This is a genomic window from Prevotellamassilia timonensis (assembly GCF_021531665.1).
Taxonomy (GTDB): Bacteria; Bacteroidota; Bacteroidia; order Bacteroidales; family Bacteroidaceae; genus Alloprevotella.
The window spans coordinates 1-16,893 of sequence record NZ_JADYUH010000061.1 but is presented as its reverse complement, the minus strand read 5'-3'; the positions used below and the strand labels follow the sequence as shown (position 1 = coordinate 16,893).

General features: G+C 53.8%; 15 protein-coding genes. 9 read left to right on the top strand and 6 right to left on the bottom strand.

The window, feature by feature from the left end:
- Positions 1–624: 624 nt before the first annotated feature.
- The 4 genes from I6E40_RS09165 to rpoN all read right to left on the bottom strand — a co-directional run bounded on the left by I6E40_RS09165 (position 625) and on the right by rpoN (position 5,492).
- Positions 625–2,469 carry a 4-hydroxy-3-methylbut-2-en-1-yl diphosphate synthase gene (locus tag I6E40_RS09165; RefSeq protein ID WP_235386742.1) on the bottom strand — a complete coding sequence of 615 codons (1,845 nt, stop codon included), beginning with the start codon at positions 2,467–2,469 and terminating at the stop codon, positions 625–627.
- Between the two features lie 75 nt (positions 2,470–2,544).
- Positions 2,545–3,048, bottom strand: coding sequence for a 5-(carboxyamino)imidazole ribonucleotide mutase (gene purE, locus I6E40_RS09160; protein ID WP_235386741.1), 504 nt, complete (start codon positions 3,046–3,048; stop codon positions 2,545–2,547).
- 128 nt (positions 3,049–3,176) lie between these two features.
- A complete protein-coding gene (locus tag I6E40_RS09155) occupies positions 3,177–3,917 on the bottom strand; it encodes a hypothetical protein (protein WP_235386740.1) in 741 nt (246 codons plus the stop codon).
- A 33-nt stretch (positions 3,918–3,950) separates the two neighbouring features.
- Positions 3,951–5,492, bottom strand: a complete 1,542-nt coding sequence (gene rpoN / locus I6E40_RS09150) for an RNA polymerase factor sigma-54 (protein WP_235386739.1) — start codon at positions 5,490–5,492, stop codon at positions 3,951–3,953.
- A 278-nt stretch (positions 5,493–5,770) separates the two neighbouring features.
- On the opposite strand from rpoN, the gene I6E40_RS09145 reads away from it, so the two are divergent.
- The 5 genes from I6E40_RS09145 to secDF all read left to right on the top strand — a co-directional run bounded on the left by I6E40_RS09145 (position 5,771) and on the right by secDF (position 11,748).
- Positions 5,771–6,094: a hypothetical protein gene (locus I6E40_RS09145; protein ID WP_235386738.1), complete on the top strand. Its 324-nt coding sequence runs from the start codon at positions 5,771–5,773 to the stop codon at positions 6,092–6,094.
- Between the two features lie 101 nt (positions 6,095–6,195).
- Entirely contained in the window at positions 6,196–6,717 is a 522-nt protein-coding gene (locus I6E40_RS09140; RefSeq protein ID WP_235386737.1) for an HXXEE domain-containing protein, read from the top strand.
- 54 nt (positions 6,718–6,771) lie between these two features.
- On the top strand, positions 6,772–8,268 hold the full coding sequence (locus I6E40_RS09135; RefSeq protein WP_235386736.1) for a DNA methylase: 1,497 nt from the start codon (positions 6,772–6,774) through the stop codon (positions 8,266–8,268).
- Between the two features lie 108 nt (positions 8,269–8,376).
- Entirely contained in the window at positions 8,377–8,616 is a 240-nt protein-coding gene (locus I6E40_RS09130; protein ID WP_235386735.1) for a hypothetical protein, read from the top strand.
- A gap of 201 nt (positions 8,617–8,817) precedes the next feature.
- Positions 8,818–11,748 (top strand): protein translocase subunit SecDF, encoded by a 2,931-nt coding sequence (secDF, locus tag I6E40_RS09125; RefSeq protein WP_235386734.1) that lies wholly within the window; start codon positions 8,818–8,820, stop codon positions 11,746–11,748.
- Positions 11,749–12,317: 569 nt separating this feature from the next.
- Here the strand turns inward: secDF and I6E40_RS09120 are convergent.
- Positions 12,318–13,022, bottom strand: coding sequence for a hypothetical protein (locus I6E40_RS09120; RefSeq protein ID WP_235386733.1), 705 nt, complete (start codon positions 13,020–13,022; stop codon positions 12,318–12,320).
- Between the two features lie 145 nt (positions 13,023–13,167).
- Positions 13,168–14,436, bottom strand: a complete 1,269-nt coding sequence (locus I6E40_RS09115) for an adenylosuccinate synthase (RefSeq protein WP_235386732.1) — start codon at positions 14,434–14,436, stop codon at positions 13,168–13,170.
- A 196-nt stretch (positions 14,437–14,632) separates the two neighbouring features.
- On the opposite strand from I6E40_RS09115, the gene I6E40_RS09110 reads away from it, so the two are divergent.
- From I6E40_RS09110 to I6E40_RS09095, 4 genes are all read left to right on the top strand, one after another.
- Positions 14,633–15,001, top strand: coding sequence for a DUF2752 domain-containing protein (locus tag I6E40_RS09110; protein WP_235386731.1), 369 nt, complete (start codon positions 14,633–14,635; stop codon positions 14,999–15,001).
- 71 nt (positions 15,002–15,072) lie between these two features.
- Positions 15,073–15,555 (top strand): CD225/dispanin family protein, encoded by a 483-nt coding sequence (locus I6E40_RS09105; RefSeq protein ID WP_235386730.1) that lies wholly within the window; start codon positions 15,073–15,075, stop codon positions 15,553–15,555.
- Positions 15,556–15,629: 74 nt separating this feature from the next.
- Positions 15,630–15,929 carry a CD225/dispanin family protein gene (locus I6E40_RS09100; RefSeq protein WP_235386729.1) on the top strand — a complete coding sequence of 100 codons (300 nt, stop codon included), beginning with the start codon at positions 15,630–15,632 and terminating at the stop codon, positions 15,927–15,929.
- Between the two features lie 63 nt (positions 15,930–15,992).
- A complete protein-coding gene (locus tag I6E40_RS09095; RefSeq protein ID WP_235386728.1) occupies positions 15,993–16,538 on the top strand; it encodes a GNAT family N-acetyltransferase in 546 nt (181 codons plus the stop codon).
- Positions 16,539–16,893 lie beyond the last annotated feature (355 nt).

Sequence of the window (16,893 nt, the reverse complement as noted above, 5' to 3'; positions counted from 1 at the left end):
GCAGATAAACGTCCAGTGTGATTGCTGGTTAAGTAACTTGTTTTGTCACTTTTTAGACTTTACAGACTACTAGGTGCGCTCCTAGTTTTTCTTAGGTGCGCTCCTAATTTTTCTTAGGTGCGCTCCTAGTTTTTCCTAGGTGCGCTCCTAGTTTTTCCTGGGTGCGCTCCTAAGTAGAACTGCGTGCCGTTGCTATGTAGGGTTGCAGTGTAGGATTTCATGTATAGTTTTTGTGTAGGGTTCGTGTGGCGGTGTAGGCTTTCATGTATAGTTTTTGTGTAGGGTTTGAAGCGTCTCAATGTATGGTTCAATGTATGGTTTGTGTAGGGTTTGCGCTGCAAACTATACATTTTGCAACGTGCGGAAAATCAGAGAGATGCAGGGTTAAATGTAGGGTTTGTGTATAGTTTGCATAGTTTTTTCTTGCCCCCTTATTTATGTTAGAAAAATTCGGTGTGATGCACCATCCGTTCTGCAGCGTGGCTATCGGATTCGGTTAGGGGCATATAGTTCAAATCCCCGACGGTTCGTTCCGCCGGGGATTTGAGGTGTGGGGTAAAGTGAGTCTTCACTCTCGTCGTGCGCCAGCCTTTCGCCAGCCTGCAGGACTGATTCGGAGCACAGTCAGGCGCGGTCCTTTTCGATGAGTTGCAAGAGCTTTTCGACGGCTTCTTCGGTGGGAATGTTCTTTTCAACGCATTCTTTTCCGCGATAGAGGCTAACCTTGCCGCGTGCGGCGCCGACATAGCCGTAGTCAGCGTCCGCCATTTCGCCGGGACCGTTGACGATGCAGCCCATGATGCCAATCTTCAAACCGGAGAGGTGGGCAGTGGCAGCTTTGATGCGGGCAATGGTGCCGGGCAGGTCGTAGAGCGTGCGTCCGCAGCCGGGGCAACTGATATACTCCGTCTTCGTCGTGCGCAACCGCGCTGCCTGAAGGATGGCAAAGGCGGTTTCGTCCTGCATCGCGTGGGAGAGTTGTTCGCCTTCTTGGCAATAGTTGAAGAGGAAAACGCCGTCGGTCAGTCCGTCAAAGAGCAGGGCGCCGAGGTCTGCAGCCGCTTGGAGTTGGAACTGCTCCTTCTCGTGGCAGTCATAGTGTTCAAACATGACGACGGGATGAGTCAATCCCTTGCGCCAGAGTTCATGAACCAAAGCGCGTTGTTCGCCGAGGCGGTTTTGGTGGGAAGAGCGTGCCAACAACACAATGCCTGCATCGCGGCGCAGCAAGGCTTCCACTTCTTCGTCAAGTTCCAAATATTCCAAGAAGAGGAATTTCGCCTCCGCCGAGCAGCCTGCCATGAACGGCAAGGTCGGCTTGGTGAAGACCGGGAAGGCATCGCAGCCGGGCTGCCAGGATTCAAAGTCCGTCAGATATTTCATCCCTTCTATGCGTTCACTCACTTTCGGCAGGCGACGTCCGACATAGAGGAAGTCCGGATGGAGACTGCCCATCTCGCTTGAGCCGTCGATGCGTTCGGCGATGACAACGGGGAGGTTCTTGCCGCCGATGCCTGCCACCTCGTGGGTGGGGCGTCGCGAGGGATTCACGAAATCGAAGTCCGGCGCGGCGGTGCCGGGAATCTCAAGGTGTCCGGCGCGGCGGGTGACATAGTCTGCGAGTGCGTATGCCACGGGCACTTCATTCTCGGGCGGTTCGCTGAGGCTGACGCGCAGGGTGTCGCCGATGCCGTCCGCCAACAGGGCACCGATGCCGACGGCACTTTTGATTCGCCCGTCTTCTCCTTCTCCGGCTTCGGTCACTCCGAGGTGGAGCGGGAAGTCCATGTGTTCTTCTTCCATCACTTTGCAGAGCAGGCGGACGGAGCGCACCATGACCTGGGTGTTGGAAGCCTTGATGGAAATCACGACGTTCGGGAAGTTCTCCTTGACGCAGACGCGGAGAAACTCCATGCAACTCTCCACGATGCCTTCGGGCGTGTCGCCGAAGCGGCTCATGATGCGGTCGGAGAGAGAGCCGTGGTTCACGCCGATGCGCAACGCCGTGTGGTGGGCGCGGCAGATGTCGAGCAGGATTTTGAGACGCTCCTCCAGTCGCTTCAGTTCGGCTGCATACTCTTCGTCCGTGTAGTCCACGTGTTTGAACTTTCGCGCCGGGTCCACGTAGTTTCCCGGGTTGATTCTCACCTTCTCCACGATGCCGGCGGCGACGTCGGCGACCGCGGGATTGAAGTGAACGTCTGCCACGAGCGGTTGGTCGTAGCCCAGACTGCGGAGTCGCGCAGAAATTTCGCGGAGGTTTTCTGCCTCGCGTGTGCCTTGGGTGGTGAGTCGTGCGTAGTCTGCTCCGGCGTCAAAGATGGCGCGACATTGTTCGACGCAGGCTTCGGTGTCGGTGGTTGGCGCGGTGGTCATGCTTTGCAGCCGCAGCGGTTCGTCGCCTCCGAGCGGACGGTTGCCAATCACGACGCGGTGTGAGCGTCGGGGACGATAGTTGAATAAGTCCATATTATATATATAATAAGGAGTAAGGATATAATCAGGAAAAGTGTAAGTGTGGGAAGCGAGGATAAGGTTCCGGCGTCAGCACTTGTAGTCGTAGGTGATGGCAGCGAGTTCCTCGTTGGCTTTGACGATTTTGTCTTTCAGTCCCTCTTTGTATGCCATGACTTTCTCTGCGATGTTTTTGTCAGAGAGTGCGAGCATTTCGACGGCGAGGATGGCAGCGTTGAGGGCTCCGTTCACTCCGACGGTGGCGACGGGGATTCCGGGAGGCATTTGGTTGATGGAGAAGAGCGCGTCGAGTCCGTCAAGCATTCCTTTGATGGGCACGCCGATGACGGGAACGATGGTGGCGGCGGCAATCACGCCGGGCAGTGCTGCTGCCATGCCGGCGCCGGCGATGATGACTTTCAGTCCTCTTTCGGAAGCAGTGCGTGCGAACTCTTCCACCTCGCGGGGGGTGCGGTGTGCGGACAGTGCGTTCATTTCAAAGGGCACCTGCATTTCGTTGAGAAACTTGGCAGCTTTTTCCATCACCGGCAAATCGCTGGTGCTGCCCATGATGATGCTAACGATAGGAGTCATAATGGTTGAGTTGTGAGAATTTTTGAGAGGGGTTGGGCGGGCTATGTGAAAAGGGTGTGCAAAGAAGCCGACCAAAAAGAAAACTCTTCCTTTGAACGCTCCTTATGCCACGATTTATGGAACACTCCTTAAATCAGTACGATGCAGCAGAAACCGCAGATGACGCCGACGAGGACGCCCCAGCCGAGGTCGCGCGGTGTGTGTTGCCGAAGGATGAGACGTGCGGTGCAGACCATGCCGCAGAGCAGGGTCGTCAGGCAGAGCCAGCCCGTCGGGTTGAAAGAAAAGATGAGAGAGAAAGCCATCAGCGCGCCAATCACTCCGCCCGAGGCGGCAGCGTGCATGCTCACCTTCACGCGACTGTTGAGAACGGTGCAAACAATTTGAATCGTCAGCGCACCGGCAATCACACCGAGGGTGAAGCGAGGCATGTGAAGTTTGTAGAGCATGCTCAGCAGCGCGGCATAGCTGACGATGCAAAGCACGTAGGGGACGTAGCGTCTTTGTCGACGTCCCATCTGGCGCTTCGTCCAGCCGTTGAGTTTGCGATAGACATAGATTCCCAGCCTTGGCAGGAGCACTGTGAAAAAGAAGACGAGCAGGGTCAGCCACACCTTCGTCTGTAAGGGAAGCAGTTTCAGATAGCTGAACGAGAAGAGGGCGACGAAGGCAAAGACGGGAAGATAGAAAGGAGAATAGACGAGCGAAATGACCTGCGCGGTCAGCACCAGCCAAGTGGTGGCTCCGTTCGTGTTGACCTCCGCTTCCTCTTCTTCGGGAGATGGACTTTGGGGAGCGGGGGGGTCTTCGGGATCGTGAAGCGAGAACTGGCGCGCTTCGTTCTGCAGGTTTTTCAGAATGGAGGTCATTTTTTTAGGGGAGTCTAAAAGGTCAAAGGTTCTTCACTTTCTGCGAAGTCGGGCGGTGGGTAAGCCGAGCTGGTCACGATATTTTGCCACCGTGCGGCGCGCGACGTGAAAACCTTTTTCTTTCAGTCGCTCCGTCAGCACTTCGTCCGGCAGTGGGTGCTTCTTGTCTTCGCTCTCAATCAACTCCTTCAGTGCAGCCCGCACCTGGCGCGAGGAGAGCTCTTCGCCTTGGCTGCTGACAAACTGAGAGGAAAAGAAGAATTTGAGGAGGTAGATGCCATAGTCCGTCTGCACATACTTACTGCTCGTCACTCGCGACACGGTGGAAATGTCCAAGTTCGTCAGTTCCGACACTTCGCGCAGCGTCAGCGGAACGAGTTGCGTCTCGTCGTCATCGTGGAGAAAGAAGGGGGACTGCAGCTTCACGATGGCTCGCATCACGGTGAGCAATGTCTCGCGGCAGCGGGAGATGAGGTTGATGAAACTCTTGGCGGCTTCAACTTTTCCTTTCGCATAGACGTAGGCATCAAGTTGGCTGCGCGAGAGTTTCTTCTTGTCGGCTTGCGCAAACATTTTCACGCTTTCGGTGAACGACGGACTCACTCTCAGCTCCGGCACGTCGCCTTGGTTGAGCGAAACTTTCACCGTGCCGTCGTCGGTCACGTGGACAAAGAAGTCCGGGATGACGGTGGGTGCCTGACTGCCCGCCGCATCGCCGAAAGCACGACCCGGCGCGGGATTCAAATGGGTCAGTTCGTGGAGCACATGGTCAAAGAAGTCTTCATCCACTTTCAGTTTGTCGCGAAGCACGTCCCACTTCCGGCTCGTGAAGTCTTTGAAATATTTATCTACGACGGTCAGCGCGGCGGCAGTGTAGGGGGTTCGGTGCTCCGGGGCTTTCAGTTGGAGTCGCAGACATTCTTGGAGCGAACGCGCGCCGATGCCTCGCGGTTCAAAACTCTGCAGGATGTGCAGCAGTTTCTTCAACTCCTCGGGCGAAGTCTGCGTTTGGTGATAGAGGAGCAACTCGTCCTCAATGAAAGTCAGGTCTTTGCGAAGGAAACCGTCTTCGTCGAGCGAGCCGATGAGATATTCCAAGACCTTCTTCTCGTGGTCCGTCAAGTCGTATTCTCCAACTTGCTGCTGCAAATCATCGTAGAAAGAAGAGGAGTCTGCCCACTGCATCTCGGTCGTGTTGTCTTGTGCCTCCGCACGTTCTCGGAGATAGGCGGGAATGTCGTCTTCGGAGAGATAGTCCCCAAAATCGTCGCCGTCGGTGCTGCCGGAGCGCTCGTCGGTGTCGGAGAAGTCCTCGTCGGCATCCGAGCGCTCGTCGGTCTCTTTGTTGTCGTCGTCGTCAAAGTCATCGTCGGCGTCGCTGCGCTCATCGTTGTCAGGGGCGGGGAAATCATCTTTGTCCACCTCCTCCAGCGCGGCGTTGTCAATCATTTCATCGCGCACTCTTTCCGCCAGCATGGTGATGGGCAGTTCCACGAGGTTTGCCACAGCAATCTGAAGAGTCGATTGCTGCAGCACCTGTTCCATTGACTGGGATTGTTCGAGTTTTTGAGGCATGAGGATGGGTTTTGATAAGGCAAAATTACGGTAAACGCGCGAATCTCGGAAGTTTCCGCCCGATTTTGGTGATTTTCGTCCCAAAATCATTGGAGGAAACGGCGTCGCACACTCACGCGTATGGGAAAAATGAAATATCTTTGCAGGGGTGTTCTAGAAAGAATGGGTTTCTCATGAACATTCCTTGTTTCATAAAACTTTAGCACACTCCTGCAGCAAGAAACCGCCTCAAAGTCCTTGCTTCAGCAAGTAATCTTCAAACAATCAATCTGAGAATCATGATTACAGTTTATGTCATGGCAACCTGCCCGGACTGTGTGCAGGTGAAAGCGCGTTTGAAAGACAGTCCCAATCATCGGCTCGTGGACATCGGCGAGCACGTTCGCAATCTCAAAGCGTTCCTTCGGCTTCGCGACTCGCACCCTGCTTTCGAACGCATTCGAGAGAAAGGGAGCGTGGGCATCCCTTGTTTCGTCACGGAGGATGGCGACGTCACTTTCTCCGAAGATGCTGCCGCTGTCGACACGCGTTCGGCAAAAAGTGTGGCGACGGAAGATGTGGCGGAAGGTGCAGCCTGCCAACTTGACGGCACGGGCTGCTGAACGCCCAAACGCCTCTTCCCCATTGTCAAAACTAATTTCAACGCCAACGTAGGATTCAACGCCAACGTAGGATTCAACGCCAACGTCAAAAAGTCTATCCCATGAGTCCCCTGTCCGTTTTGATTCTCGTTCTTCCGCTTCCTCTTGCCTTCCTGCTTCACGATGCGGAAGAAGTGGCTGTTCAACATCGTTGGATGGAAAATCACAGTGGCGCGCTGCGGGAACGTTTCCCGCGGCTCCGACCGCTGCTGGACCGTCTGCAGCGACTCAACACGAAAGCCTTTGCACTCGCTGCGCTGGAAGAGTTCATCGTGTTGCTCTGCGCCACCGCCTGCGTGCTTGCTGACGTTCCCTTTTCCTTGGAACTTTGGGCAGCCCTCTTCCTCGCCTTCTCCCTCCACCTGCTCCTACATTTGGGACAGGCTGTGGCGGTGAGGGGATACGTGCCCGGGCTCGTCACTTCCATTTTGTTGTCACCCTTTGCCGCCTACGGAATTTTCTGCATTTCGCTCGTCATGTCGCCTTTGAAAATGTTTGCGCTCGCCGTCACCGGTGCGGCGTTCCTCGCCCTCAATCTTCTTTTTGCCCATTGGCTCGGGTTGAAACTGACGAGCCGACGTTGATTCCGGGCAGCGGCTCAGAGATTTCTACCTCTAAACTCAGAACATCTCCTCAAGATGAAGAAACCTCGTACCTATATCGCCATAGACCTCAAGTCCTTCTACGCCAGCGTGGAGTGTGTCGAGCGCGGTCTGGACCCGCTCACCACGAACCTTGTCGTGGCAGACGAGAGTCGCACGGAGAAGACCATCTGCTTGGCGGTTTCCCCGTCGCTGAAGGCGTATGGCATCGGCGGGCGAGCACGTCTGTTCGAGGTCGTGCAGCGAATGAAGGAGGTGAACGGCCTGCGGAGAAGTGAGCGCGGAGGGATTGGGTTCACGGGGAAGTCATGGAACGACACGGAACTCCGAGAGCGACCGGAGTTGGAGATAGACTTCATTCGTGCCATGCCGCGCATGGCGTTCTACATTGACTACAGCACACGCATCTATCGCGTCTATCTGAAATATGTCTCCGCCGAAGACATTCACGTCTATAGCATCGACGAGGTGTTCATGGATGTCACCAACTATTTGGAAACCTACAAGATGACGGGGCACGAACTCGCGATGACCATCATTAGGGACGTGCTCCAAACCACGGGTATCACTGCCACCGCCGGAATCGGCACCAACCTCTACCTCGCCAAAGTCGCCATGGACATCGTCGCCAAACATCTTCCGGCGGATGAAGATGGCGTGCGCATCGCCGAACTCGATGAAATGACCTTCCGACGCCTGCTGTGGAACCACCGCCCGCTGACCGACTTCTGGCGCATCGGGCACGGCATCGCCAACCGTCTTGCCGCCTACGGCTTGGACACGATGGGAAGGATTGCGCGCTGCTCGCTACTGAACGAGAACCTGCTCTACCGCCTCTTCGGTGTGAACGCCGAACTCCTCATTGACCACGCCTGGGGCTGGGAACCGTGTTCAATGGCGGCGGTGAAAGCCTACCGACCCAGAACTCACTCGCTCAGCAGCGGTCAGGTGCTCACCTGTCCCTACACTCCCGAAAAAGCTCTCGTCGTGCTCATGGAAATGGCGGACGGTCTGGCGCTCGACCTTCTGGACAAAGGACTGACCACAAACCACTTGGTGCTATATGTCGGATATGACACGCAGAGCCTCGTGAGGCATCCGGACTACGATGGAGAGGTCACGACCGACCGCTACGGACGCAAGACGCCGAAGCACGCCGGTGGAAGGGTGACGCTCGAAGAGCATACCTCTTCATCCAAAATCATCACCGACGCCGTGGTGAAACTCTTCCGACGCCTCGTCAATCCTGACTTCCTCATCCGCCGCGTGAACCTCACCGTGGCTCACCTGATGGACGAGCACGCGGAGAAAAAGAAACTGCCCGTGCAACTTGATCTCTTCACAGACTACGAAGAGTTGCGACGCCGCGAACAACAGAAGAAAAAATCGCTCGAGAAGGAGCGAAAAATGCAGAAAACCGTCCTCGAGCTGAAAAAACGCTTCGGCAAAAACGCCATCCTAAAAGGCGTCAGCTTCCGAGAAGGAGCCACCGCCAGAGAACGAAACAAACAAATCGGAGGACACAAAGCGTGAAGCGAAACACGCAGTTGTGAGGACTTCCCTATACCTTATTATATATACGCCTCTACACCTTATTATATATACGCCTCTATACCTTATTATATATACACCTCTAAAGCCATGACAAAAATCATCGCTGACGCGCGGGACAACTATGACGACATCATAGACCTGCCGCATCCCGTCTCAAGAACTCACCCGCGAATGTCGGAGGAAGACCGCGCTGCCCAATTCGCTCCCTTTGCCGCACTGACCGGGCATGACGACGCCGTGAAGAAAACGGCAGAGGAGTATGAAGAAGAAACTGCCTTGCGCCATCTTCCAAACGGTCGGCGAGGCTCGCAAGACGCAATGTTTTGAACTCTTGAAACATGCTGCAAAGGTAAAGTTGGAAGAGAAATATGCTTATATTTAAAAAAATGCCCTATATTTGCACGTTCAAAAGTGTGGAGATACACTAAATTATCCCAAAGACTCCATTATATAATAGGGAGTCTGCACGGGAAGAACCATTCAAAAGCCAATAATCAATTCATCAAATAATCATCTCAAAAACACAAAATGCAAAACAAAGGATTTGTTAAAGTAATTGCAGTGTTGCTGACTTTAATCTGCCTGTTCTACTTCTCCTTCTCTTTTGTGACAAGAAAATATGAGAAGAAAGCAGAGGAGCTGACGGCGCAGGGTAAAGACGGTGCAGCATTTCTTGACTCCATGCGCAATGAGAAGGTCTTCCTCAACTGGAAAACCCTCAAGGAATGCGAAGAACTGCAAATCGGTCTCGGCCTTGACCTCAAGGGCGGTATGAACGTGGTGCTCGAAGTCAGCGTTCCTGACGTGGTGAAAAACCTTGCCGGCGAAAGCGCATCCGACGCCAAGTTTGTGAAAGCCTATGGCGATGCCGTGGCAAAAGCAAAGAAAGAAAACATCGACTTCGTGGACGCCTTCGTCAGCACCTATCGCGAACAGAATGGCGCAGACAAACTCGGAGGAGTCTTTGCTTCAAAACTCAAAGAAAAGAACATCTCTTACAACTCCACCGACGCGCAAGTGCAGAAAGCACTGAACGAAGAGGTCAACGCCGCAGTTGAAAACTCCAACAAGGTGGTGCGCTCTCGTATTGACCGATTTGGCGTCGCTCAACCGAACATCCAAATCCTCCGCGGAAAGGGACAAACCGGTCAGATCATGGTGGAAATGCCGGGAATCAAAGAACCCGAGCGTGTCCGCAAACTCCTTCAGGGAAGTGCTAACCTCGAGTTCTGGGAAACCTATACGCTCAACGAAATCTATCCTGCTCTTCAGGCACTTGACACTCGCCTTGCAAAGGGTGACGTTGCTGACAGCGCAGCTGTGGATTCCACCAAAGCCGAAGCATCTAAAACTGCTCAGGACGCTGCCGCACAGCACCCGCTGCTGAGCAAACTGATGCAAATCCAAGGCATGGCGCCCAACGGATGCGTGGTGGGATATGCACTTGCTGCTGACACCGCTGCCGTCAATGCTCTTCTGCAAAGCGAAGCTGCCCAAACCGCACTGCCCGCAGACCTCCAACTCGCTTGGGGCGTGAAGTCGGCAGAAGGCATGAAGGCTAATATCTTCGAACTCTATGCACTCCGCAAAGTGAACGGTCGTCCCTCCATGGAAGGCGACGTCATTGCCGACGCAAAAGATGACTTTGACCAAAATCATCAACCCATCGTCAGCATGACCATGACCACCAACGGCTCTCGCGATTGGGCTGCTCTGACCAAGAAGAACCTGAAGAAATGCGTTGCCATCGTTTTGGACGGATATGTCTATAGCGCTCCTGTCGTTCAGTCTGAAATCACCGGCGGAAACTCTCAAATCTCCGGTCACTTCACCACAGACGACACCCGCGACTTGGCAAACGTGTTGAAGAGCGGTAAGATGCCCGCCCCGACCAAAATCGTACAAGAAGAAACCGTTGGTCCGAGCCTCGGTGCCGCCTCCATCAAAGCCGGCTTCACTGCCTGCATCGTGGCATTCGTGCTCCTCATGATTTTTATGTGCCTCTTCTACGGCTTCACTCCGGGCATGGTTGCCAACTGCGCGCTCTTGCTCAACTTCTTCTTCACCTTTGGCGTGCTCATCAGTTTCCAGGCTGCCTTGACCATGAGCGGTATTGCCGGTATGGTGCTTTCGCTCGGTATGGCAGTGGATGCCAACGTGCTTATCTATGAACGCACTAAGGAAGAACTCCGCGCCGGAAAGAACATCGTACAGGCTCTCAAGGATGGCTATGGTAACGCCTACAGCGCCATCCTCGACTCCAACTTGACGTCCATCATCACTGCCGTCATCCTCTACAACTTCGGAACAGGTCCCATCCGTGGCTTCGCCATGACGCTCGGCATCGGCATCTGCGCCTCCTTCTTTACCGCAGTATGGCTCACCCGCATAGCATACGAACACTTCCACAATCGTGACAAGTGGCTCGGTCTGACTTTCACCACCAAACTTAGCCGCAACTTCCTGCGCAACACCTCGGTGAACTTCATGGGTAAGGCTCGCGTCTCTACCATCATGTTCGTCGTGGCTGCTGTGATTAGTGTGGGCTTTTTGAGCATCCGAGGTCTCTCCAAAGGTATTGACTTCACCGGCGGTCGCAACTATGTCATCGAATTTGAACAAAAAGGCGTGACGCCCGAACAAGTTAGCAAAGCCGTGGCAGAGAAAGTCAATGCGAAAGACCCGAACGCCTTGGTCAGCGCAATTGCCATCACCACAACAAACAATGAGGCAGTTCGTCTCACGACCAACTATCGCATCGATGACGACAGCGAGAACATCGACCAGGAAGTGGAACGCTTCATCTTTGACGCTCTCCACGATGCCAAGCTCATCAAAGCTGACTACTCCACCTTCATTGACCGTGACAACCACGCCGGAGGTTCCATCGTTTCTGCCCAGAAGGTTGGACCGACAGTGGCTGCCGACATGGCAAAAGGCGCCATTACCAGTGTGCTCCTTTCCCTCGCTGCCATCTTCATCTACATTCTCGTCCGCTTCCGCAACGTGGCGTTCTCCATCGGTTCCACCGTGGCACTCGTCTTCGACACGCTGCTGATTTTGGGAATGTACTCCATCTGCTGGGGCTGGGTTCCCTTCTCTCTCGAAGTGGACCAGACCTTCATCGGCGCGGTGCTGACGGCTATCGGTTACTCCATCAACGATAAAGTGGTTGTCTTTGACCGTATGCGTGAGAACCTCGGACTCCATCCGACCCGCGACACCCGTCGTCTCTTCAACGACTCTCTCAACAGCACGTTGTGCCGTACCATCATGACTTCTTTCACCACACTCTTGGTGCTCCTTTGCATCTTCTTCCTTGGTGGAGACAGCATCCGCTCCTTCGCGTTTGCCATGATTCTTGGTGTCATCTTCGGCACACTCTCTTCCATCTTCCTCGCCGCACCGATTGCTTATGCCACGCTGCGCCGCAAGGACACGGTGGTGAAAGTAGCATAATTCTCCACTTTCCGCATCTTGCGGAAGTCTGAACTCAACCACTCGGGGCTGCACCGGTTTTTCGGTGCAGCCCCGAGTGCTTTTGAAGCGTGTTTTCCTAAGTCTTCGTCACTCCCGCGTGCGCACTTCGTCACTTACCACTCGACGAGCGGTAAGTGACGAATCGGCTTGCAGGAGTGACAAGTCGGCGCGGAGCAGTGACGAAGCGGCGCGCAGGAGTGACTTGATGCCGTGAATTTTTATCTGAAAGCAATGCTTTTTTCTTTGTATCCGTCACTCTTTCCATAGGGCGCGTTACTTACCGTCCCTCGGGCGGTAAGTAACAAGTCGGCGGGAAGGAACAACAAATCGGCGCGCAGGAGCGACGAAACCTTAGAAAAAAGCGACGGATCGCCGTCCGCGAACAACGCTTTTGACCTTGTTCAGTGTAGCATTCCTGCACAGCAAAAGGTGATAACTCATCACCGGACTTTGCCGGAAAGCCATAAAAAAAGATTTACCGGACAGCCATAAAAAAAGAGGGGCGTGAAAACCCCTCAAAAATTATGGTTGTCCGGTAAGAGTATTCCTTAGTAGGTGCGTCTTTCAACGCTGACACCAATCATGGCGTTTTTCCCGATTTTGAACTCCGCTGCAACTCCGAAGCGATCTTTGGGGTTGTCCCACTCCCAGGCGGGAGAGAAGGGAGTGCCGAAAGAGCCGAAGCGCGTGTAGGTGAACTGGCGCCCTTTCGGGATAAAAGATTTTCCGCCGTAGGCATAGAGCGTTACTTTCTGAGAGAGTTGCCAGGCAAGCATGGCGGCAAAACCGGCGTCAGTGGTGCGATAGGGTCCCCAGTCAAAGTTGGAGGCATAGACACCGCCCGCCACGCGGAACTTGTCTGTCAAAGGATGCACGTAGGCGAAGGCTGCATGTTCGCCGAATCCCACGCCGTCGGGTGAGTGGCTGTCAAGTCCCACCGTAAGACTCATTCCGAACTGCGCGTTGAAGCCCTCGTGCAATCGCCAGTCACCGCCCCAAGCGGAGGTTCCCCATGGCGAAAGGGGCGTCATGCCGTAGGCTCCAAAATCCATTCGGGGAAACATGGAGGGCAGGGTTTCCACAGTCTGCCACGTAGCGTCAGTCTTCACCGTGTCGCGAAGCAGGCTGTCGGTCTTCAACGTGGAGAAGGCGTCATGCGGCTGACGCTTCATCGCCTTTCCGTCGGTTTGTGCGTCAAGGGGTAGGGCGAAAATGCTCCACGAAAGACAGAAGAGCCACAGAAAATGCTTCATGAGAAAATATGATTCAGGGGTGTTCTGTAAATTATGGAATAAGGAGTGTTCAAAAGAAAGTGCTTATGTCTCACTCAACCTAATTTATAGAACACCCCTTCAACAAATGATGAACGTGTGTCGGGATTGTCGCTAACGCCTGTTTTCAGCGAATGATGGTGGCTTCTCGGTCCGGACTGACGCTGACGATGCTGATGGGCGTGCCGGTGGCGCGTTCAATGTAGGCAATGTAGTCAGCAAACTTCTTCGGGAAGTCCTTTTCGTTTCTCAGTTCGGAGAGCGGAGTGTGCCATCCGGGCACGTCTTCCCAAACGGGCTGCCATCCCTCGGTGTCGTAGGGCATGTCGGTGACGGTGACTCCGTCTTTGGTGTAGGCGGTGCAAACTTTGATGGTTTCAAAGTCGTCCAGCACGTCGCTTTTCATCATGACGAGGTCGGTGACTCCGTTAATCATGATGGCATATTTGAGTGCCACGAGGTCCAGCCAACCGCAGCGTCGATTGCGTCCTGTGACGGCGCCGTATTCATTGCCGATGTGACGAATGGTGTCGCCGGTTTCGTCAAAGAGTTCCACCACGAAAGGTCCTCCGCCCACTCGTGTGCTGTAGGCTTTGAAGATGCCGAAGATGCGTCCGATGCGGTTGGGCGCCACGCCGAGTCCGGTGCAGACGCCTCCTGCGGTGGTGGAGGAAGAGGAGACGTAGGGATAGGTTCCGTGGTCGATGTCAAGGAGCGAGCCTTGTGCTCCTTCTGCCAGGACGTTTTTGCCTTGTTCGAGTGCGCGATTGATTTCGAATTCGGTGTCGGTCAGGGGGAATTTTTTCATGTACTCGATGCCTTCCAGCCATTTTTTCTCTTCATCGGCGATGTCGTAGTCCGTGAAGTGGAGGTCGCGAAGGATTTGTTCGTGGCGTGCTTTGAGTGTCTGATATTTCTCCTCAAAATTTTCAAGTATGTCTCCGACGCGCAAACCGACGCGTGCAGCTTTGTCGCTGTAGGTCGGACCAATTCCTTTGCCGGTGGTTCCCACTTTGTTCTTTCCCTTCGCTGCTTCGTAGGCTCTGTCGAGTACGCGGTGCGTCGGGAGGATGAGGTGAGCGCGTCGGCTGATGTGGAGTCGATTGGTCAGTGTGTAGCCTGCGGTCTCCAATTCCTGTGCTTCTGCCATGAAGAGGTCGGGCGCAATGACGCAGCCGTTTCCGATGATGTTCACTTTGCCTTCGTCAAAGATGCCGGAGGGAATGGAGCGAAGCACGAACTTCTTTCCTTCAAAAATGATGGTGTGACCTGCGTTGGGACCGCCGGCGAAACGAGCCACCACGTCGTAGCGCGGAGTGAAATAGTCAACCACTTTGCCTTTGCCTTCGTCGCCGAACACGATGCCGAGCAGGGCATCAACTTTTCCTTGTTTCATAGTCATATATAAGAGAAACGCCAAACAGCCGCGGTGAGTCTTTGTAGTTTAGAGGTAGGTTTTGCGGCATCGGCGTCGCATGAACAGGGCAAAAGTAGTGCATTTTCATGAAACAAAGCGGGTTTCTCGGTGATTAATAAATTAACAAACACAGAAACTGCTCTTTGTCTTCTCATTTTATTCGTAAATTCGCGGCATGAAGGCAAACATTAAGTGGCTTTTGGTAGTAGCAGTCTTGGGTGCGGCGGTTTTGTTGTATCTCGTTGACCCGAGCGCAACACCCCTCGCGCCGAAGTGTCCGGTGAAGATGCTGACCGGTTGGGACTGCCCCGGCTGCGGCTTTCAGCGCGCCGCACACGCTCTGCTTCATGGGAATGTCTTGGAGGCTTGGGCTTACAATCGCTTCCTCATCTTCTCTTTTCCTTTTCTTCTTCTGATTCTTCTCACGGAATACGTTTGGAGCGGGGAGCGCCAAGAACGCTGGCGGCGAGTCTTAGAAAGCAAGACTGCTCTTTTGACCTTTGTCATTTCCAGTTGCGTCTGGTGGGTCGTTCGAAACCTCTGAAACTTCTTCCTCCTTTCTTGTTTGTCCTCGAGCACAATGCTCTCCAAACACAAGCGTAAAACCTTTTGACCATGAAACCCTATTTTTTCCTTGACAAAAACAATCAGCAGCAGGGACCCGTTCAGCCGGAACGTCTCGCAGAGAACGGCGTCACCCCACAAACACTCGTTTGGACGGAAGGAATGACAGATTGGGCACCCGCAGAGACCATTGCGGAACTGCAGCCCTTTCTTCAAACGCCCGGTTCCGGCACCTGCCCGCCACCGCCTCCTCATCAGAACCAGCCGCCGAAAGCCACGCTGCACTCCCAGACCTATCAGATGCCTCTTCCCGACAACCACCTCGTGTGGGCAATCCTCTCCACCGTCTGCTGTTGTCTCCCGTTCGGCATCGTCGCCATCATCAAGAGCATGCAGGTCAATGACTTCTACAACAGCGGAAACTACGAACAGGCGCTCATCGCAGCTGACGAGGCGAAGAATTGGTGCATCATCTCCCTCGTGCTCGGCATCGTCAGTTGCTGCGTGGGCTCCGCCATCGGTCTCCTCAACTGAACCAAGCGAAAGACTTCAGTATTTAGAAATCTTCTTATTCCGTAATTTATAGAACACTCCTTAAATCACATTCCATGGAATCCTCTTTTAATACCCAGCAGCCGCCGCGTCCTGAGAACTATCAGCCGGTACGTCCGGACAACTATCTCGTCGTTGCCATCCTCACCACGATTTGCTGCTGCATGCCTTTCGGCATTGTCTCCATCGTCTATGCCGCAAAAGTCGATGGGCTCTACCGCGGCGGTCTCTATCAAGAAGCAGAGTATGCTTCCTCGCAGGCTCGAAAGTGGGCAATCATCGCCGCCGTCGTCGGTGTCACCGTCCAGGTCCTCTATGTTGTCTTGTATTCCGCCGCATTAGCCTCCATGCTGTAAGCAGCAAACTTGGATTCCCAAGACTTAGGCGGCAAGGCTTTGGAAGAAGTGTAGTCTCAGAAAATGGAAAATGAAATTTTGCACTCCGAGCGTCTTCTCCTCCGCCGTTGGGAGGAGAGTGATGCGGAAGAACTTTTCAAAATTGCTTCCGATCCTGACGTGGGACCCCGCGCCGGCTGGGAAGTTCATCGCTCGGTTGAGGAGAGCCGTGAGGTCATCCGCCGCATCTTTTCCAATGAAACCACTTGGGCAATTGTTTGTAAAGAAACCAAACTCATCGTAGGTTGCATCGGCTATTTCACCCACGCCACCAGTAACATTCCCATCGGCGAGAACGATTGCGAGGTGGGCTATTGGGTCGCAAAACCCTTTTGGAACCAAGGCATATGCACCGAAGCGTTGCGCCTCCTGCTTCACCACTGCCTTTGCGTCAAACATTTCAAGGAAATCTGGGCGGACCATTTCATCGGTAACCCCGCTTCAGCACGTGTTTTGGAGAAGTGCGGTTTCCGTGACACCGGACTCCTCAACCGTTGCAGCCACCTGCTCGGCGGCGACAAAGACATGGTGCGGGTGATGCGCTTGGAAACTCACGGCAAGACGTTTTAAGTAATCCTCAAAAATAACCTGCATCATCTTTGAAATTCTTTTCGGCCCATATTTCCTCCCTCATCAGTCACATAACTACGGATATGCTCCTTCTTCGGGTGAAAATCTGACCTCCAAAATCTAATTCAAATCTGATTCAACTTATTATTTTCATATTACTAAGGGGTGTTCTAAAAATGAGGCTGAGTTGATTTTTGATTTCTTAGAGATGAACCTCAAATATTGCTGTCCGCGAAACGCAATTAATGGTTTGACTCCGTTGATGCTTGCGCAGGAAAAAAACCGAATCCGATAGCAACGAAGCAGATTGGCTATTATGACACACCGCCTCCAAAATTTTCCACACCCAACGCCC